Here is a 19,560-nt window from a genome sequence, read left to right on the forward strand (position 1 = left end):
AAATAGATGGTATCTTAACTTTAAACAATCTTACGTATCAAGGTTTAGCTAATATTTTGCAGATTTGCGATAATCAATGCAGATTAATGCATCCTCCCAGGATGCAAAAACGGTGCAAAGGAGCGCCTGACATGTTGGAACATCTAAGAAGTTTACCTGCTAGTCTGAAATCGCGAAGTGCGGGCGATTCCACATCGTTTACAGAACTTCCATCTCATGATGACCATGCGTTGTGGATGCAAAGAATGGATATCACACCTTTTGACTTCTCATATTTAAGCAGTTTGTTAGGACAAGCCTACCAAGATTGGACAACCCAGAAAGCTTCTGTACAGTCTGTGCCGTTTGCTGTATACAGTGTATGGGATACGGATGGAGAGTGTATGGGAGGGGATTCCAGCCATAATTCGGATTCAGATATCAATGTACGTTTGATGGTATTGGAATGTGCTGAAAAGGGGCAGACTTTGTCCAAAAGCGGGATCAGCAAGCGCGGGGAGTATCTGCTGATTGCCGAGCCTCTGTTTTCAAGAATTAATAAAGATATGTTTGCTGTGTTCATTGCTCTGGTCTTTGAATCTCACCGATCCGAAACGTCAGAAGCTGTGGTTCGATCTGAGGCATTGCATTACCGTACCTGCTTTTACCGAAGATTTGAATACATATTTATGACGGACTTGCTGCATACACATGAACAAACAGCGCGGGAGGAACACCGAAGATCCATTCTTTTTCAGATTGTACAACGGATGCATGACAAGATGGATGTCGGGGCGATACTGGACGAGGTATTTGTCAGTATGGATTATCTCTACCCTTCTACACACATTATGCTATATATGTCTCAGGATCAGAGAAGCTTCAATCCCCGGATTAAGCCGCTTCTTATTCAGGAACGGGGGGAAGATATCTGTGTTCGCTCATTTATGGAAGGCAAATTGATCGTCTCCCGGTCTAATGAGTTGGACAGACGAATCATTGAAGTTGGTTTGCCGCTCAAAGGTAAGCAGGGCATATATGGTGTTTTTCATATCGAAATGAATGAAGAATTGATGGAGGATTCCGATCTGCAGCTGATTGCGATGATGGCGGATACAGCCGGCACAGCCTTTGAAAATGCGAAACTCCATGAACAATCCCATATGTTGATCCAGGAACTTCGTGTAATCAATGATCTGACACAGCGTCTTAATAAAAGCTTGCAATTAATGGAGATCTATCTGTTGTCCGAGCAGGAGCTCAAGCACATATTTCAAGCCGATTTCTGTTGCATTTTGCAGTTGGATGACAGTACAAACAGGTTTGAGGTGATGTCTACCAATGTTAAAGACATACGTCATCGAACGTATCCAGTGGATTCCGGAATTGCGGGTTATATGTATCAGACCGAAGAACCGTTAATCATATCTGACTATACGCAGTTTGATAAGGTAACTTCCAGTTTCATGGAACTGACTGGCGCGATGTCTTTGATTGCAGCCCCGATCAGAGTGGACGGCCAGGTAAAGAGTGCTATTTTGCTTGCCCATGTGCGGGAGCATTTCTTCTCTTATGAGAACTACAGGCTGTTGCAAATGTTATCGATTCACCTTGGTCTTGCTCTAACCAATGCGACCCTGCATGCCGAGGTGCGCCGAATGGCGAATCTGGACATGTTAACTGGACTGTATGTAAGGCATTATCTGGATAACATTATTCATGAACGTCAGGCCCATGATTACTGTGGTTCACTGGTTGTTGTTGATATTGATCAGTTTAAACAGGTGAATGATACTTTTGGTCACCAGACAGGGGATCAGGTATTAAAACAAGTGAGTGACATTGTCACAAGTTCGGTTCGAGACGAGGATATCTGCGCAAGGTGGGGCGGTGAAGAACTGGCCATCTACATGCCTCAAATCGGGATTCACCAAGCGCTGGTTTATGCGGAACGGATCCGGACACGAGTTGAGGCGGAGACCCGTCCTTCTGTAACCGTGTCGAGTGGTATCGCTGAATGGAACTGGATGGATGAGAAAGTAAGTGTGGAGTCCCTGTTCTACCGTGCAGATATGGCACTGTACCGTGCCAAAAACGGGGGCCGTAATCGAATTGTTATAGAGGACCAGGAAGGTACACGTTAAGAGAGAAACATTCCGCTTGCGGAATCGTTTCTCTTTTTTTTATTTTTTGCACGCGGGTATATGGATAAACATCCGAAGGTTCGTCAAGTCGAAATGAATGGAGTATAAGCGCATATCGTAAGGGCAATCTATGGAGAAACTGACTGAAAGGTGGAATGGATATGCTGAACCGCCAGCCTAAGATTACTTTATCGTTAATTTTGTGTCTCGTGCTCGCAATGGTTCCAGGTTGCGGGATGCTCCAGCATGATCGGACGCCGGAAGAAATATTTTCTCTGGCATTATCGGGTATGGCCGGGAAAGAGACTTTAACATTTGAGGGTCAGGCCGGGTTAAGACGGGAGAACAGCGGAATGTTTGAAAACCAATTCAAATTTGAAGGCAAGCTGGAAGATCACGACCGGTTGACTTTACAGACTCGCTTACCAGGTGCGGTGACCGCAGCGGGTTCAGGAATGAATCTGAATGCGGTGAAAAATAATGGTCAACCCAGCGGGTTCAGTGCTTCTTTTGAACGGAAGAAAGGTCAATGGACTGCTCTGACGGCACAGCATGAGCCTTTACGCGGATCATTATCTCGTTATAACCCCATTGCGCAATTAGAGAAAATCGACAGTATGAAAAAAACGATTCAATCGGAATATGGGTCTGGACGTCAGACACAAATACTGCGAATTGAGCTTATGCCAGAGGACGCCAAGGCCTGGGCAGCAAGTCAACTGACGGATGAGATGCATTCCATTCGGGCGGAATATATGCATAAGGCTAATCAAGTGAAAGGCACGGGCAAGAAGGAACTGGAGCAGGAGTTGCGCAAGGTGTGGCAGCAGGGAGAGGATACGATGCAGCAGTTAATCCAAAAGGCTGAGGTAAACACGGTTTATCATCTGACTGTTGATCGCAAAACCAGCTTGCCGATACGACTTTCCTCTGAAAGCCAGGTGAAATACATGGATAGCAACAGTCGAAGTAATGTAGAGGCTCTAGTAACCGATGTGAACTTTAAATCATATCAATAAACAAAACCTGTGACTGCCTGCTGACGGGATGCCTGGTGCGTGCTACAATAGTTAACGTAATTTACCGTTGTTCAATTCACTGATGGCAATTTGACAGGAGGATTTATTCAAAATGAAGGACCCAAGAATTCAGAAACTCGCAGCTAACCTGGTAGGTTATTCTGTTGATGTACGACCCGGCGAGAATGTATTGGTTGAGATGATCGGAACAGAACGTGATCTGATTAATGCCATTATTGAAGAAGTCGGCAAAAGAGGCGGTAACGTTTTTGTACAATTGACGGATCGAACGGTTCAGCGCGTGATGCTGCAAAATGCCACGGAAGAGATGATGAAAACGTGGGCAGAGATTGATCTGAAACGAATGAAACAAATGGATTGTTATATCGGTATTCGTGCCGGAGAGAACGTGAACGATCTGTCCGATGTACCAGAAGAAAAAATGAAGCTGTACAATTCTCTGTATTCTCATCCGGTACATAGCGAGCAGCGTGTTAAACATACGAAATGGGTTGTGCTTCGTTACCCCAACGCAAGTATGGCACAGCTAGCGAATACCAGCACGGAAGCATTTGAAGACTTCTACTTTGATGTATGTAACATGGATTATGCGAAAATGGACAGAGCGCAAGATTCACTTGCCAATCTGATGAAACGTACGGATAAAGTACGGATTACCGGACCTGGAACAGATCTGAGTTTCTCCATTAAAGATATTGGTGCAGAGAAGTGCTCGGGTCAAAAAAATATTCCGGATGGTGAAGTATACAGTGCGCCTGTACGCAACTCTGTTAACGGAACGATCAGTTATAACACACCAACGCTGTATAACGGAATTACTTTTGAGAAAATTAAATTCACATTCAAGGACGGCAAAATTGTGGAAGCATCCAGCAATGATACAAAACGTCTGAATGAAATTCTGGACTCAGATGAAGGTGCACGTCATATCGGTGAATTTGCGATTGGTTTCAATCCGTACATTTTACACCCGATGAAAGATATTCTGTTTGATGAAAAAATTGCAGGAAGCCTGCACTTTACGCCAGGTCAGGCATATGAAGAAACAGATAACGGTAACCGTTCATCCATTCACTGGGATCTCGTTTTGATTCAGCGTCCAGACTACGGCGGCGGCGAGATTTATTTCGATGATGTGCTGATTCGTAAAGACGGCATCTTTGTCATTCCTGAGCTGGAATGTCTGAATCCGGACCAGTTGAAATAGGAACTTCATTTTGCAGTTGCTAGGAAAGCGGATTCACGGTATCATGTAGTGGTAATTAATAGATGATACAAAAAGTGAAAAGACGGAGGGATTCCTATGTCGAGTAATAACGCGGCTGTAGTGGAAATTGCTCAAACAGCAGGCAAGTTTACTTCTTCAATCGTGCTTCATTCAGAGAACAAGTATATCGACGTAAAAAGTATTCTTGGGTTGTTTACAACGCTAATTAGCACGCACAGTTATGAACTGCATGTTCATGGCCCTGATGCAGATGAAGCGAAGGCAGCTATGTCAGAAGTATTTTCAAAGCATGGCCTGAATGTAAACATCGCATCTGAATAACTGTAGTTGAGAAACACCCCTGCCTTTTGGCAGGGGTGTTTTTAATCATGGTTGGATATAATGCCTCTTTCAATGAATTTAGAGATGGAAGAAAAGGCTGTAATAGAGCTCACAGATTGTGTGGTTATTTTGGTCAGGTTCTTGTATTAGCTCTCCATTTCGTCTAATATTAGAGGTAGAACGTCTTTACGCGATTTTTGGGACATAGGGGGGAAATAATGCATGACTTCATCTGATCTGCAGGACCAGCTGAACCTGAAAGCAATCAGTCTTCTTCAAGAAGATGCAGATAAAATACAGAAGCTTATTGAAGTACAGATGGAGAATCTGGCTACCCGCTACTGCCCTCTCTATGAGGAAGTATTGGATACACAGATGTATGGGTTCTCCAAGGAAGTTGATTTTGCGGTTCGTGCAGGACTCCTTCCAGAAGGTACAGGTAAGCAGATGGTTAGCGCGCTTGAGCGGAATTTGGCGATTTTATATGAAGCCTTGAACAAAAAGAATGAGCAATAGCCTGCAATCGCGCGGGTCAGGATAGAAGGCATGCAGATTCCGTTGCATGCTTTTTTTTGTATGTGAAGACGTATGGTCTGATGTTGAAGTAGGAGTAAAAAAGACGGCCGCAGGAAAGTAAATCCCTCGGCTGTCTTTTGATGTAAGCAAAATCAGTATACCGATAGATCAAAGGTTCCGTTATACCAAGAAGAACGAAACGCCCAGAATAATATACACAACGAGCAGGAGCAGACCTTCGTACCAGTTCGTGGAGCCATCTTGTGTGATCGACTTGGCAATAAATACGGATACACCGATGGCCACCAGCTCTATGGTGGTAAACACGATATCCATCGTACGGCCCGTGAAGTAACTGACAAAGATCAGCACCGGGGCTACAAACAGCGCAATCTGCAAACTGCTGCCAACGGCAATTTCTACAGCGGCTCCGATCTTGTTTTTCATTGCAAGCATGATAGCTGCGCTGTGTTCGGCTGCGTTTCCAATGATAGCGACCAGGAACGCACCAACAAACAGCTCGCTCAGTCCGAACTCCGAAGTGAATACTTCGAGTGTGCCAACCAGCCATTCACTGACAAAAGCAACCATGACTGTTGCGATAACGAGATAGAGGATCGACTTTTTCTTCGACCACGCTGGAGCATGCTCATGGGGGAGTTCCTCATCCTTATCATCTGTTACCTCCGCGAGGTAACTCTTGTGTGTGACCATTGAGAATAACAGCCAGGCAATATAAGCCGCGATAAGCAATCCGGCAACAATAAGACTGAGTGTATTGGTATCCCGCTGTGTAATGGAATGGGTGTTCAGGAATACGGCCGGGACGAATAAGGCAATGATGGCTACGATCATCAGAGAGCCATTCAGCCCTGCAAGCGAAACGTTGTAATTCTGGATTTTAAACTTCAATCCTCCGGCAAAGATGCTGAGCCCCAGTACAAGCAGCAGATTACCGATAATAGATCCGGTCAGACTGGCTTTGACCATGTCGAACAAGCCCTCTTTTACGAGAAAGATTGCAATGATTAATTCGGCTGCGTTACCGAAGGTGGCATTCAGGAATCCGCCTAGTCGTTGTCCGGCATAGTGGGCTACATTTTCAGTTGCTTTACCTAAAAAACCCGCCACAAAAACAACCGAAATGGCAGCTATCACGAACTGTAGAATCGAATCCCATTTCATGTAGTGGGCGATGGCACTGAGCGCAAAAAATGCAATCAGCAAAAAGGATGAAATCCGGTTTCTCACAAAAAACACCTCGGTTATTCACTTATTTTGTTTTGAAATTTACGTTATGTATCTATGCGATTAATTTCATATTCAATATAACCAAATGGAGGCAGGTTGTAAACGCATCTTTTACAGTTAAATTTGCTTTTTAGGGTGGAAAGGATTTAAAATACGATTAACGAAGTGGAGGAGGATGTGGCATGGCAGAACAACTTCAAATGGAGAGCGGAAACATCCGGATTGCCGATGACGTGGTTGCGAAAATTGCCGGAATGGCTGCAATGGAAACGCCTGGAATCGCTGCAATGTCTGGAGGTTTGTCAGAGGGCTGGGCGAAACGTCTCAGTGGTAAAAACGTGCAGAAGGGCGTAGGCGTGGAGGTCGGCCAGCTGGAAGCAGCCATTGATCTGCGCATCATCGTCCTGTACGAAACCCCGATTCATGAAGTTTCCCGTATGCTTCAGCAGAATGTAAGAGAAGCGGTAGAGACGATGACTGGATTACGTGTAGTTGAAGTCAACGTGAAGGTCGAAGGAGTATCATTCAGAGGCGACGATCTGTAAATCTTTAGACTACATGATGGGAAAAAGAAAAAGAAAAAGAAAAAGACTTTGCATCCACATGATGCAAAGTCTTTTTTTAATTAGCGAACCCGACGAATGGAATCGCGGGAACGCAGCGCAGGAGATGTGCGTGTCTGCACCGTCACCGATTTGGTTTTCTCTTCCTTGATGGCTTCCAGATTGTTAGTGCGTGAAATGCTCAGCACTATGCCCATCGCAACCATCATGACAAAGAGTGAAGTCCCCCCATAACTGATGAACGGAAGTGTAACCCCGGTTACCGGTATCGTTTGAGTGACCCCCCCAATATTAATAAAGGCCTGAATCGCGATCAATCCCATGATACCTATACCAACCAATGTTCCGAAAGGATCGGGACAACGCAGTGAGACAATAATGCCTCGCCAGATAAAGTACAGATATATGAGCAAGAACAGTGCACTTCCAATGAAACCGAGCTCTTCTCCAATAACGGAAAAAATAAAGTCATTGTAGGCATTAGGCAAATAATGTAACTTCATCGTACCTTGTCCAATCCCTGAACCTGTAATACCGCCGTCACCAATGGCTACAAGAGAACGGTAAAGGTTAAGACTTCCGTCCGTGGGATCTGATAAAGGGTCCAAGAAAGCTTGAATTCGTCCAATTTTATAGTTCTGCTTGACTTCTGTAACAGAGACAGCTGAACTTGAGCTATCTGAAGGAGACATGGAGGAAAATAAGGCATTCGCTCCAAAAGCAAGTGCACCACCAAGTGCAACCAATAGTATAGAACCTAGGATATGCTTCATGTTGGCCCCACCCGCGTATATGACAAGACCACAAGTAGACACCAGAATGAAACAAGTACCGAAGTCGGGTTGGAGCATAATCAATCCTGCAATGAATCCAACGATAAACAGGACAGGGAAATATCCGGTCTTGAAATCACGGAATCGTTCGCCTTTTTTGGTGATAAGTGCAGAGAGATATAAAATGATTGCAATCTTGGCGAACTCTGCGGGCTGTAGACTGAATCCAAAGAGATGAATCCAGCTTTTAGCACCGTTTAGCACTTTACCAGTCACCAACACAAGTAAGAGCAGTGCGGTTGTGAACAGGAAAAAGGGTGCATAAAGCTTTTTGTACTTGTTAAAACGGATGTTCATGGCAAAAAACATGCCAAATAGACCGATAATCGCCCACACAAGTTGTTTTTTCGTGAAGTAAAGGGCATCGTTGTTAAATCTTTCGCTTGCGATTGCGATGCTGGAACTGGAGCTGAATACCATCACCAGTCCAAAGCCCACCAACAATAAAGTGAGGATTAGCAGTTGAAAATCCGGCGTGCCTCTCTTCGTTTTCGTCTGGGCCGTTTGTTGTTTCATGATATGGCCCGCCTAAGCTTCGAGCAGTTCTTTGAGCTGCTGCAATTTTTGGGTGGCCAGCTTCACGACTGGCTGCGGAACGGAAGAGTCATAATCAAGTCCATGCGGAAAAGTAGCTTTGCCCAGATAAACGGCTTCAACGGCCAGAACCGTATCGGGTTTCTCCAGTTTGCCTTCTACCGCGCGCGTATTAATGCGTACAAAGTATTCTGAGTTGGTTTGTTCATCTTCGATTTTGTAGTCATATGTAGCACGGTAGTACTCCCATTGCCACCGGACAAATCCGACTTTCTCGGCGCTCTCATCCAGGTATGCCAAGTCGCTTTTCAAGCCATCCAAGCCTGTATTCTCAAAAATCATAAGCGTTTGATCCTCCTCATAAGCTTCCGAGTATAATCCTCGTGTGTTTCTCTAGTTCATGATAGTATGTTTCCCCTTCCCGTGCAAGCTTTCCGAAGGCCTTTCGTATCGGTTTTCATGCAATTCTGTTACAATATACAGCAATAGGTTTGAAGAGGAAGGTTTGGGGCTGTGAACAAGCCCTGCTGATGATCGAAAGGATGGGATGATATGACAAATAATATATGGTGGGAAGATCTGCAGATCCACATGGTGGAATGGCGGCGTCACCTTCATCGCAATCCTGAGGTTTCCTTTCATGAGGAGAAAACATCCTCTTTTGTAGCGGATATGCTGGAGAGCTTTGGTATTGAGGTCAAACGTCATGTAGGCGGTCACGGAGTTATAGGGATACTTCGCGGGGACAGGCCTGGGCCTGTTGTGATGCTTCGGGCGGATATGGACGCCTTGCCAATCCAGGACGAGAAAGATGTAGAATATGCCTCCCAACAAGCTGGGGCGATGCATGCCTGTGGTCATGATGGACATATTTCTATGTTGCTCGGAACGGCACTGTATTTTAGTCGGCATAAGCAGGAGGTTCGGGGAGAGATCCGTTTTCTGTTCCAGCCAGCGGAAGAATTGCTTCCAGGCGGTGCGGTTCAGGTCATAGCAGACGGAGCACTCGAAGGTGTAGACGTTATTTATGGCATACATCTATGGACGCCTCTTCCTGTTGGTGTGGTTGCAAGCACAGCAGGGCCTATGATGGCTGCGGCAGATGACTTTTACATTGATATCAAAGGAAAAGGCGGTCACGGCGGCATGCCGCAAGCTACAGTGGACAGTGTGGTTGCGGGTTCCGCACTTGTAATGCAGCTTCAGACAATAGTCAGTCGCTCGGTTGACCCATTACGTCCCGCGGTACTAACCATTGGGACGATGCAAGCCGGTTCTGCGCAAAATGTGATTGCAGAGCAATGCAAGCTCAGCGGGACGGTGCGCACATTCGATGAGGAAACGCGAACCGGAATGAAGGAACGTGTACTTACCATGGTGGCTCAGACAGGAGCTGCATATGGGGCAGAAACGCAAGTGAAATACATCATGGGATATCCGCCTGTGGTAAATGATGCACAAGAGACGGCACGCTTTTTCAATGAAGCCACGGCATTGTTTGGTGCAGAGCGGGTGCAAAATTCTCCAATGCTGATGCCAGCCGAGGACTTTGCGTATTATTTGCAAAAGGTTCCGGGGTGTTTCATGTTTGTCGGTGCAGGCAATCCGGAGAAAAATGCAGTGTATCCACATCATCATCCGATGTTTGATTTTGACGAAGATGCGATGCAGACGGGCGTGAAACTGTTTGTTGCAATGACGAAGGGTTACACAACCGAATGCTGAGAATCATAGTTGGGCATCCTGAACATACCGAGGTATGGACAGGGTGCTTTTTTTTGTTTGCGCGCCTAGCCAAGCTAGACACAACTAGCCGGTGAAAGTCCGGTCGAGGTAAGAGCCAAGTCGCCTCGTAGCTGACGGGCAACTGGTGGAGAAATCCTAAGGTTGAAGCTCCGTGACAAAGTAACTTCGTAAGGAAGTGCGAGCAAATCCACAGGCTGTAACATGAAGTGAATCCTGCCGCATCGTTAAAAAGAACCTTTTTTTTAGGACAAGAGGGAGCCGAGTCCTGAGACATTGGGCGAAGGCCATGGAACGCGTGAAGCCCTTGGAAGTGCAGCGCGGAAGAACCCTCCGGTGTAAGGGGAGCGGCATGTGGAGAAAGTTGGGTCTGGAACTAGGGAGACCCTCCCCCGCACGAAGTTTTTTTTCGTAAAGAGCTGACCTATAAGCTGGAAAGGCGAAATGGGAAGCTGCGGGAAGGGAGTCGGAGGGGGACATAGTACCGTGGAAATGAGGACAACACAACCTCATGAAGGGAAGGACCCCTGCTTTTGTTCATGTACTGAAGGAGGTAAGAGTCAGTGAATGCCCAAAAGGCTAACTACACCAAAGTCAAAGCTCGACAACTTCAAAACGTACTATACCTGGCGGCCAAGGAGCATCCGAGGCGCCGGTTTCATGCATTATATGACAAGGTTTATCGAGAGGATGTTCTTTGGGAAGCATGGAAACAGGTCAAAGCGAGTGGGGGGAGTGGTGGTGTCGATGGAGTGACACTGGACACCATCGTTCAGACATATGGAGCCGGGCGCTTTGTGGAGGAACTGAGAAATAAGCTGAAAACGGGAACCTACCAGCCCCAGCCTGCAAGACGGAAAGAGATTCCAAAGCCAGATGGGAAGACTCGCCCGCTGGGTATCCCCGTGATTGCGGATCGGGTCGTGCAGATGGCAGCCAAAATGGTGTTGGAACCCCTATTCGAAGCAGACTTCAAGGCGTTCTCCTATGGATTTCGTCCGAAGCGAAGTGCGCATGATGCGATTCGCCATATCCGGCGAGCGGTAAGGAAAGGTGTGTACTGGGTGGTAGACATCGATATTCGAGGATACTTTGACAACATCCCTCATGAAAAGCTGATGCAATTGGTACAGCAGCGCGTCAGCGACAAGCGGATGTTAAAGCTGATTCGTCAATGGCTAAAAGCAGGATTCATGAAAGATGGACAGTGGTACCCTACCGAGATTGGATCGCCACAGGGCGGGGTCATTAGCCCGCTGTTGGCGAACATCTACCTGAACTACCTGGATGCGATCTGGGAAAAGAAGTGTACAGAAATCGGAACCCTGGTGCGCTACGCCGATGACCTGGTGATCCTGTGCAAAACCAAAGAACAAGCCATGCAGGCCATCCACGTGTTGAAGGCCGTGTTCGGAAAACTCGAGCTGGAGATGAACAAGGAGAAGTCAAAGGTGCTGAACCTGTGGGGAGACCAGGAAGGGTTCGACTTTCTGGGGATGCATCACCGGAAAATACCGAAGAAGCTGAAAGGGAACAAAGAAGCCTATGTCTTGCGCAGCTATCCAACAAGAAAAGCGATGAAGACCATGAGGCAAAGAGTCAAAGAAATCACCGAGCCGAGGAATCGTCTGTATTGGACGATGAACCAGATGATCCTAGAACTCAACCCGAAAATACAGGGCTGGAAGAACTACTATGGACTGGATGTCTTTGCGACCAAGTTTCTGAATAAAATCGACTGGTATATCCGAAGACGACTAACCCTGTTCTGGAACAAAAAACGAAACCGACGCCATAAGCACAGCAAGTCCCGGCAGGCAGCAACAACGGCTGAACTGGCAGGACTAAAGAAACTGGCTGGATGAAAAAAAAAAAAAAAAAAAATCCGTAATGCCACAGGAAGAAGAGCATCGGAAAGCCGTATGAGGGAAAACCTCACGTACGGTTTGATGAGGGGGAGCTGGAAAAGTAAAAAGAGGGTCTACGCCCTCCGATGAAATTTCAGTTTCCTACTCTACTGTATTAATGTAATTTATGAATATAATCGGGGCGTACGGGTAAATTATTGGGTTCAATGATGTGAATCAGGAATGGATGTGGAAATGATGGAGACGTTCAATCAGACGGGTGCCTGCATTGTGCAGCGTGACTTCACAGTATTGCTCGAAGTGGGTCATCCCGGGTTCGAAACAGCAAGAGCAGAGCTTGGTATGTACGCCGAACTCGTGAAGACACCGACAGCGTTTCATACTTATCGTATTACGCCATTGTCGCTATGGAATGCGGCTGCATTGGGCTGGAATTCGGAACGGGTAATTGCCAGTCTGGAACGGGTATCACGCTGGTATGTACCTTCGGCTCTGACGCAGGATGTAAACAGGATTATGGATCAATACGGCAAATTAAAGTTGCATGCCGATCCAGACCATGTCAGAATGCGCCTAACTAGCGAAGATCAGCAAACGTTAGATGATCTGAGCGACATCAAATCGATTTCTGCTTTTCGCATGGAACGAACCAACGCACATGAGTTTGTGTTGTCAGGGGAAAAGCGAGGTTTATTGAAAAGGGAACTGACACGTCTTGGTTATCCCGTATTGGATTATGCCGGGTATCGGAAAGGGAGTGAGCTTTCATTTGGCTGGCAGTCCGGTTCATGCAAAGACAGTACATACCGTGGGAATGAACAAGGTGGATTTGAACTTCGTGCTTATCAGCAGAAGGCAGTCGATGCTTTTGCAGGTGGTGAAGGGATTGGCGGTAGTGGACTGCTCGTTCTGCCCTGTGGAGCAGGCAAAACAATTATTGGCATGGCTGTGCTGGAACAGCTGCAATGTGAATGTCTTATTTTAACGTCCAATACAACGTCTGTTCGGCAGTGGATCCAAGAAATTCAGGATAAAACAACGATAACTGCAGAACAGATTGGAGAATATTCGGGTCAGAAAAAACAGGTGAAACCGGTGACGGTGGCAACCTATCAAATTTTGACTCATCGTAAGTCCAAAGATGCGGAGTTCACGCACATTCATCTTTTGCAGGAACGAAAGTGGGGGCTCATCATCTATGATGAAGTACATTTACTGCCTGCACCTGTATTCCGGGCTACAGCAGATATTCAGGCGACGCGTCGTTTGGGCTTAACAGCAACACTTATCCGTGAAGACGGATGTGAACAGGATGTGTTTTCACTGATCGGACCCAAATTATATGATATGCCCTGGAAAGAGCTGGAGCAGCAAGGCTGGATTGCTGAGGTGAAGTGCCAGGAAGTAAGGGTGCCATTTTCGCCTGAATTAAGATCGACCTACGTACAGGCCGAGGGTAAACATCAATTTCGTCTGGCAGCTGAAAATCCGGCAAAATTAAAGGTGATCAAGCGTTTACTGGAACGCCATCAAAACTTGCCGACCCTTGTCATTGGACAATATCTTGATCAGCTTGAGATGATTGCCCGGGAAATTGATGCACCTTTAATCTCTGGAGCGATGTCACAACAGGAGCGTGTTCAGTGGTTTTCTGCTTTTCGAAAGGGCGAAATTCGTACAATTGTTGTATCCAAGGTCGCCAATTTTGCCGTTGATTTGCCGGATGCGGCGGTAGCGCTTGAAATCTCTGGCAGCTTCGGTTCAAGGCAAGAGGAAGCCCAGAGGTTAGGCCGAATTTTGCGACCGAAAGCAGGTGAGAACAAAGCTTATTTCTATGCCTTGGTTTCGGAAAACAGCAAAGAACAGGACTTTGCGTTAAATCGTCAGATGTTTTTGGTAGAGCAGGGCTATGAGTATGACATTGTGCATGAGCAGGATACGATACATTAACATGTTGCAGATAAGGAGGGGCGAATGGAGATGTCTGACCTGGAGTTAGGAATGGAAAAAGTGATGCAATCGAGAATGATGATGACTGAACTGGAGGGGTGGTCTGCGCTTACGTTAGCGGAGCAGCGGGTTCTGGGGGCTCTTTTTCACAAATATGCGGGTCAAACATTCTCTTCTCTCCTGCCTTCGGAAGAGTGGGCTAAGGAAGGGTTAAGTGGAGCGGAAGCCAAACTTGCTTTTGCCATGCTTCGCCGTAAACAATGGATCAAATCTGTATATAAAAGCTGGGGAGAACGCTCCTTTTATATCCCTAAAAGTCACCATGCCATGTTAACTCTGATCTACTCAGGTCGCATTGGCTGTGTTGTAGAAGCGGTGGTCGGATCTGTTCGGCATGTTTTTAAGGAAGGGAAACCACATATCGCTGGAGAACTGCTTCATTTGCTTGCCTGGATTCAAAGAGAGGGGCTGCCTCTAACGGGCAAAGGCACCATACATAAGAGAAGCATACTAAAGTTAAGCGCATTAACGATATTGTCTCAAGATGATTTTGAAGACTTGGAGATCACTTATGATCATAAGGAATTATATCCGGTGCATGTGATCATCCTACTAGATTTACTGCTTTGCTTACACTTGGTGCAGAAAACGGATCGGGGGTTTGAGATCAGGCAAGATAAGTTTCAACAGTGGATCAAGCTGTCATGGACTGCGATGCATGTTGAAATTTTTCAAGTGTGCATGGATCGATACGTGGCAGCAGGATCAGAGTTGCAGCATTTTCGCTATCAGCTCGCACTACTGGCGCCCGGTAAGAATCAATGGTGCCGAGTGCTGAAATGGCAAGAGAATGCAGGGGTTAGAAGTTGGCTGTTTGCTCTGGCAGGCTGGGGGTTTGGTGAGGTTGGTGAGGATGAGAATGGGGAACTGGCGTTTCGTTGGCTGATCCACCCGGGCGAGTTCTTGATTAAAGATAGGGACTGGGTTAATCAATCAGACTCGATGCTTGAGCAGGAAGAGAGAGAGTTTAGCCGATTTTATGTGCAGCCCGACTTTGAAGTGATGGTGCCGCCGGATGTATCCGCTGAAGTCTGCTGGAGACTGGAACTTTACAGTGAGCGGGTTACACGAGACCAGATGTCCATCTATCGGTTGTGTAAAGAACGGATGGAGACAGCAGTCGCCAGTGGAGTCAAGTGGGAATCCATCGCAGATTTCTTAGAGAGGCATGGGCAGGGGGAGTTGCCAGGGCATGTCCTTGCTGCGTTGAAAAATTGGGCAAGAGCTAGTGAGGTTATGCCGGATCGCAAGTTGTCCCTTCCTTTGGCTTGGGATGCAGAAACCCTTGATAACTCCGGTAAACCGGAAAAGCAGAAGGAGGAGAATTCGGTGCAGGTGTCCCCATCTTTATTCTACAATTCTGAAATTCCGGGATTAATTCAAGTACATCCTACGCCAGGGATGACAGAAGATCACGAGGATGTGGAATCTGATTGGGATCATGATGTTAATGGAAAAGCGGCCTGGAACCAGAGAAAAGCGGATGTACCGGAGACGTGGCACAGAGATTGGAGGAGATACCACATGTCCACTGCACGTCAGATTGCAGCCCAAGCCATCGAATGGCAGGTCAAATTGGGGATTCGAGAGGGAGAGGAGACGTTTGTTCTGATTCCGCATCAGGTGGAGGGGCATGAGCAGTGGACGCTGGAGGGGTGGTGCATTCTGAATTCCGACGAACACACATCTCATACAGAATGGCGAACGTTCATCCCTGATCGTTGGGATACAATGCGTCTTCTTCTGCCGGAAGATGTCTAGTCTGATGGTTTTCAATGTGAAAATGAAATCAAAACCGAATTTTAACAGTTTCCCAGTTTGCAATTACAGGAAAAACTCTTCTTAACTATTCATGGATATGCTATGATGAAGTAGTCTACGTTAAGTAGAACTTTATATATAGATAGGATGAATAATTCATGAGCGTAGCGGAAATAAACACGGTCGATATGGCCCAAGTGTTAACGGGCGCATATGAACTGGGCGACATGATTAACCAATCTGCCGAAGTATCGGATTATTTATATTGGAAGCAGCAAGTTGAGACAAGTCCCGAGATTCAGCAGGGGATCCGGAGATTAAATGCCAAGAAAGAGCTGTTTGAAGAAACACAGCGTTTTGGCCACTTTCATCCAGATTTTCACGCAGCTAAGGATCAGGTGAAAGAACTGGAGAAGGAGCTTGAGTCCTTTGAAGCGGTGATTCGTTTTAAACAGGCTGAGCAAGCACTGGATGAGATGTTGTTTCAGATGTCGGAAACGATTGCTTTTGCTGTATCGACCACCATCAAGGTGCCAAGTAATGATCCGAATCCCAAAGGCGGCTGTGGCAGCGGTGGTAAATGTGGATGCAGCTAAAGCTGAAGCTAGCCACATCATAGTATTTTAGACTTTGAACAGACCGGGCCTTTCGAGGGCCGGTCTCCATCCATAGAAGGGCGGGGAACGATGGTGTTTGCGGAAAGAACAGGATTTATCATTTGGGTTAGTGATTTGAAAGCGGCACGCAATCTCGAAAAATATGGTACCGTGCATTATATCTCCCGCCGTATGCATTATGTAGTCATGTATGTTAATGCAGAGCGAGCTGATGATACGATGAAAAACGTGAAGAGGCTTTCCTATGTGCGCAAGATTGAACGTTCCTATCGAAACGAGATTAAAACGGAGTATGCGAGCAAAACGTTGGACAAAACAAGCTTTTACGGAGTATAGCGGGAAAACATAGGAGGGGCCCAGCGGGTCGCTCTTTTCTTGAACAAAAGCGAAATTATACTTTTACGAAAAAAGTTAAACTTACGCCTTGAGGTTACGGGACTAATGTTGTAATATATTTGGTAATAAATAGATAGAAAGTCCTATCTGGTGGAGAGTGATTCCCATGCGTGATAAGGTGATGCAACGTTGGAGCACCTACGAGCCGTTTTTTGTGGCTCTCGGAGACAAGAAAGTGGCTGACATCGTCATTACCCATCATGCAAAGATGCGGTATGCAGACCGTATTGAGCCTGCACGTAATGATGATGATCATATTGCGGCCTGGTTATGGGAGTGTCTGAAGCAGGACCGGGTAACGCCGTATTACCGTAATGAACAGGACGTGTACTTGATTGATGATGATCTGGTTGTGGTTGCCGAGTTTTCCGAGCTTGAAGGAGAATATGATATTACAGGCAATCCACTGCACAAGATGATTGTAGTCACATTTTTGGGACGTATGTCGGAGACGATTGAACTGAGAGATCTGAAGTCATATTATTCTTGGCTGAGGCACTCCAGAAGAATGACGCTGGTCAAAAATAGCCGTAAGCATAGATGATTGAACAGATTCAAGATTGCAATCATAGATTTTATGTAACATTTTATGTACTACCGCATGCAGACAAGCTGCATGCTTTTTTTTGTTGCCAGACTGGAAATCGGATACAATATAGAAAGCGTAATTGAAGAGGGGCGAAGATATGAATTTTCACCAACTGCACATTTTTTATACGGTAGCGGAGAAGGGGAGTTTTTCCGCAGCTGCGCAGGCATTACATATGACACAACCGGCCGTGACGATGCAGATCCAGTCGCTGGAGGACTACTTCGGGACCAAGCTGTTGCATCGTTCCACCAAAAAAATAGAATTGTCGGAGGCCGGCCGGACGTTACTGCCTCACGCCAAACGAAGTGTAGAACTGATCAGACAGACAGATGAAGCGATGTCTGCTTTTACGGAGAAACTGCAAGGAAGATTACAATTGGGGGCAAGCCTGACCATCGGAGAATATGTGTTGCCACGCATGCTTGGTCCTTTTGCACGTCAATATCCGGATATCTCAATTGTGATGAAAGTGATGAATACAACTCAGATCATGGATGAGATTTTGAAGCACCAGTTGAACTTTGGGTTAATTGAAGCGCCGGTTAATCACCCGGATATGATTGTTGAACCTGTAATGCAGGATGAGCTGAAGCTGATTGTACCGGCAGGGCATGATCTGGCTGGACGAGGTAAAGTGAATCTGGAAGAGGTTATGAATTACCCGTTTGTGCTGCGTGAGCAAGGATCAGGTACTCGTCAAGTCATGGAAGATCAACTGCAGAAGAAAAAAATCGACCCGAGTGACATGAATGTGGTCATGGAATTAGGAAGTACAGGGGCCGTCAAATCGGCTGTGGAGGCGGGCGTGGGCATCACAATGCTGTCTCCTTCTTCTGTTCAGCATGAGCTTGCTTTGGGGTTAGTTCACATTGTGGATATTCGTGGGCTGGAATTCAAGCGGCAGTTTTACGCAATTCATCTAAAGTCTTCTTTGTTGCCTTTGTCAGCCGTCGCGTTTCTGAACTATCTCCGTCAACAGGAGCAACATGAGCTTGAACACAAGTCAGGCAAGGCAGAATAGCAGGTAATGCCAATAATAGATGATTATTTTGGTGGATTGCGGGCCTGAGTATGAACATCAGAGTTAACGGGATAATCCACTTTTGCAAAAAAAGGAGCTGTTGTACGTGAATCAAAACCAAGGACGTTGTGATCTTCATACCCATAGTCAGGCCTCCGATGGAATGCAGCCGCCGGCTGATAACGTGAAGCTTGCCAAGCAAAAAGGACTATCTGCGGTTGCCTTGACGGATCATGATACCGTAGCTGGTGTAGCGGAAGCGCAGCTAGCGGGGAAAGAGTACGATATTGATGTGGTTGCCGGTGTTGAGATCAGCACTCGGGCTGGTGGCAAAGATATTCATGTGCTGGGCTATTATGTGAATACGGAGGATGAGCGATTCCTGCAACGGTTGCGCGGATTAAGAGAAGCGCGAGATGAGCGCAATCATCTGATTATTGGAAAGCTCCAGGAACTTGGGCTTGATATAAGCTGGCAAGAGGTACTAGATGAGCTGGGACGGCCGCTAGAGCCGGATGAAAGTATTGGCAGACCTCATATGGCTGACGTGTTGGTGAAGAAGGGATACGCTGTGGATATGCGAGATGCATTCGATCGTTATCTTGCTGAAGGTAAGCCGGGTTTTGTTTCTGTACCCCGAGTTGCGCCGAAGGATGCATGTGATTGGATCAGAGCAGCGGGGGGAGCCGCCGTTATTGCCCACCCTGGTCTCTATAACGATGACGAATTGGTACGCCGAATTATCACAGACTCCCTTCCGGACGGTATAGAAGTATTTCACTCGGATCACGGCCCTGAAGAGGAACGTAAGTATGCTGAGATGGCGAAGGAATATGATCTTATTGAGACAGGTGGGTCAGATTACCATGGTGAACGGCAAGGTGTTGTTTTTCACGGTGATCTCGGTAGCAAGACTGTAACGGTTGATGTGCTTGATAGGTTGCAGGCAGCTGCGCTCAGCAAGAGGTAACATCATACAGAATCATGCAGCTTTCAATAAGATGTGATGGAATAGTTAACCCAGTCGCCACGTTTAGCTCCAAGCTGTTCAAATAATTACTGTTGTAAAATCCCGCGACATAGTCATACATTAATGCAGTCAGTGGTTTCAAATCATTGGGGTGAGTTCTCTAATATGTGTGG

Annotated in this window: 18 protein-coding genes; 15 read left to right on the plus strand and 3 right to left on the minus strand. The window is 46.5% G+C overall.

Annotated features, from left to right (window positions below):
* The first annotated feature begins 131 nt into the window (after window positions 1-131).
* The 5 genes from ACR8BL_RS26690 to ACR8BL_RS26710 all read left to right on the plus strand — a co-directional run bounded on the left by ACR8BL_RS26690 (window position 132) and on the right by ACR8BL_RS26710 (window position 5,228).
* Entirely contained in the window at window positions 132-2,123 is a 1,992-nt protein-coding gene (locus ACR8BL_RS26690; RefSeq protein WP_434750335.1) for a GGDEF domain-containing protein, read from the plus strand.
* Window positions 2,124-2,284: 161 nt separating this feature from the next.
* Window positions 2,285-3,142, plus strand: coding sequence for a hypothetical protein (locus ACR8BL_RS26695; protein ID WP_434750336.1), 858 nt, complete (start codon window positions 2,285-2,287; stop codon window positions 3,140-3,142).
* Between the two features lie 112 nt (window positions 3,143-3,254).
* Window positions 3,255-4,370: an aminopeptidase gene (locus tag ACR8BL_RS26700; RefSeq protein WP_434758288.1), complete on the plus strand. Its 1,116-nt coding sequence runs from the start codon at window positions 3,255-3,257 to the stop codon at window positions 4,368-4,370.
* A 96-nt stretch (window positions 4,371-4,466) separates the two neighbouring features.
* On the plus strand, window positions 4,467-4,712 hold the full coding sequence (locus ACR8BL_RS26705) for an HPr family phosphocarrier protein (protein WP_434750337.1): 246 nt from the start codon (window positions 4,467-4,469) through the stop codon (window positions 4,710-4,712).
* A gap of 222 nt (window positions 4,713-4,934) precedes the next feature.
* The gene (locus ACR8BL_RS26710; protein WP_111271074.1) at window positions 4,935-5,228 is read left to right on the plus strand and encodes a YlaN family protein; all 294 of its coding nucleotides are present in this window, start codon (window positions 4,935-4,937) and stop codon (window positions 5,226-5,228) included.
* 180 nt (window positions 5,229-5,408) lie between these two features.
* Here the strand turns inward: ACR8BL_RS26710 and cax are convergent, their stop codons facing one another.
* The gene (gene cax / locus ACR8BL_RS26715; RefSeq protein WP_434750338.1) at window positions 5,409-6,479 is read right to left on the minus strand and encodes a calcium/proton exchanger; all 1,071 of its coding nucleotides are present in this window, start codon (window positions 6,477-6,479) and stop codon (window positions 5,409-5,411) included.
* A 182-nt stretch (window positions 6,480-6,661) separates the two neighbouring features.
* Here cax and ACR8BL_RS26720 point away from each other — a divergent pair, with 182 nt between their 5' ends.
* Complete coding sequence (locus ACR8BL_RS26720) at window positions 6,662-7,024, plus strand: Asp23/Gls24 family envelope stress response protein (protein WP_434750339.1); 363 nt, start codon at window positions 6,662-6,664, stop codon at window positions 7,022-7,024.
* An 80-nt stretch (window positions 7,025-7,104) separates the two neighbouring features.
* Here ACR8BL_RS26720 and ftsW read toward each other — a convergent pair whose 3' ends face one another.
* Together ftsW and ACR8BL_RS26730 are read right to left on the minus strand one after the other, a co-directional pair.
* Entirely contained in the window at window positions 7,105-8,391 is a 1,287-nt protein-coding gene (gene ftsW, locus ACR8BL_RS26725) for a putative lipid II flippase FtsW (RefSeq protein WP_434750340.1), read from the minus strand.
* Between the two features lie 12 nt (window positions 8,392-8,403).
* The gene (locus ACR8BL_RS26730) at window positions 8,404-8,751 is read right to left on the minus strand and encodes a YugN family protein (protein ID WP_090923657.1); all 348 of its coding nucleotides are present in this window, start codon (window positions 8,749-8,751) and stop codon (window positions 8,404-8,406) included.
* Between the two features lie 210 nt (window positions 8,752-8,961).
* On the opposite strand from ACR8BL_RS26730, the gene ACR8BL_RS26735 reads away from it, so the two are divergent.
* The 9 genes from ACR8BL_RS26735 to ACR8BL_RS26775 all read left to right on the plus strand — a co-directional run bounded on the left by ACR8BL_RS26735 (window position 8,962) and on the right by ACR8BL_RS26775 (window position 19,387).
* A complete protein-coding gene (locus ACR8BL_RS26735) occupies window positions 8,962-10,134 on the plus strand; it encodes a M20 metallopeptidase family protein (protein WP_434750341.1) in 1,173 nt (390 codons plus the stop codon).
* Between the two features lie 581 nt (window positions 10,135-10,715).
* On the plus strand, window positions 10,716-12,017 hold the full coding sequence (ltrA, locus tag ACR8BL_RS26740; RefSeq protein ID WP_434749086.1) for a group II intron reverse transcriptase/maturase: 1,302 nt from the start codon (window positions 10,716-10,718) through the stop codon (window positions 12,015-12,017).
* A gap of 237 nt (window positions 12,018-12,254) precedes the next feature.
* Entirely contained in the window at window positions 12,255-13,970 is a 1,716-nt protein-coding gene (locus ACR8BL_RS26745; protein WP_434750342.1) for a DNA repair helicase XPB, read from the plus strand.
* Window positions 13,971-13,994: 24 nt separating this feature from the next.
* Window positions 13,995-15,791 carry a helicase-associated domain-containing protein gene (locus ACR8BL_RS26750; RefSeq protein ID WP_434750343.1) on the plus strand — a complete coding sequence of 599 codons (1,797 nt, stop codon included), beginning with the start codon at window positions 13,995-13,997 and terminating at the stop codon, window positions 15,789-15,791.
* 158 nt (window positions 15,792-15,949) lie between these two features.
* Complete coding sequence (locus tag ACR8BL_RS26755) at window positions 15,950-16,387, plus strand: YlbF family regulator (RefSeq protein WP_434750344.1); 438 nt, start codon at window positions 15,950-15,952, stop codon at window positions 16,385-16,387.
* 93 nt (window positions 16,388-16,480) lie between these two features.
* Window positions 16,481-16,744 carry a YlbG family protein gene (locus tag ACR8BL_RS26760; protein ID WP_434753261.1) on the plus strand — a complete coding sequence of 88 codons (264 nt, stop codon included), beginning with the start codon at window positions 16,481-16,483 and terminating at the stop codon, window positions 16,742-16,744.
* A 166-nt stretch (window positions 16,745-16,910) separates the two neighbouring features.
* A complete protein-coding gene (locus ACR8BL_RS26765) occupies window positions 16,911-17,348 on the plus strand; it encodes a hypothetical protein (protein ID WP_434750345.1) in 438 nt (145 codons plus the stop codon).
* A gap of 142 nt (window positions 17,349-17,490) precedes the next feature.
* Complete coding sequence (locus ACR8BL_RS26770; protein ID WP_434750346.1) at window positions 17,491-18,417, plus strand: selenium metabolism-associated LysR family transcriptional regulator; 927 nt, start codon at window positions 17,491-17,493, stop codon at window positions 18,415-18,417.
* 106 nt (window positions 18,418-18,523) lie between these two features.
* The gene (locus tag ACR8BL_RS26775) at window positions 18,524-19,387 is read left to right on the plus strand and encodes a PHP domain-containing protein (protein ID WP_434758289.1); all 864 of its coding nucleotides are present in this window, start codon (window positions 18,524-18,526) and stop codon (window positions 19,385-19,387) included.
* The last annotated feature ends 173 nt before the right edge of the window (window positions 19,388-19,560 follow it).

It is taken from the genome of Paenibacillus amylolyticus, assembly GCF_051136285.1.
GTDB lineage: Bacteria > Bacillota > Bacilli > Paenibacillales > Paenibacillaceae > Paenibacillus > Paenibacillus amylolyticus_F.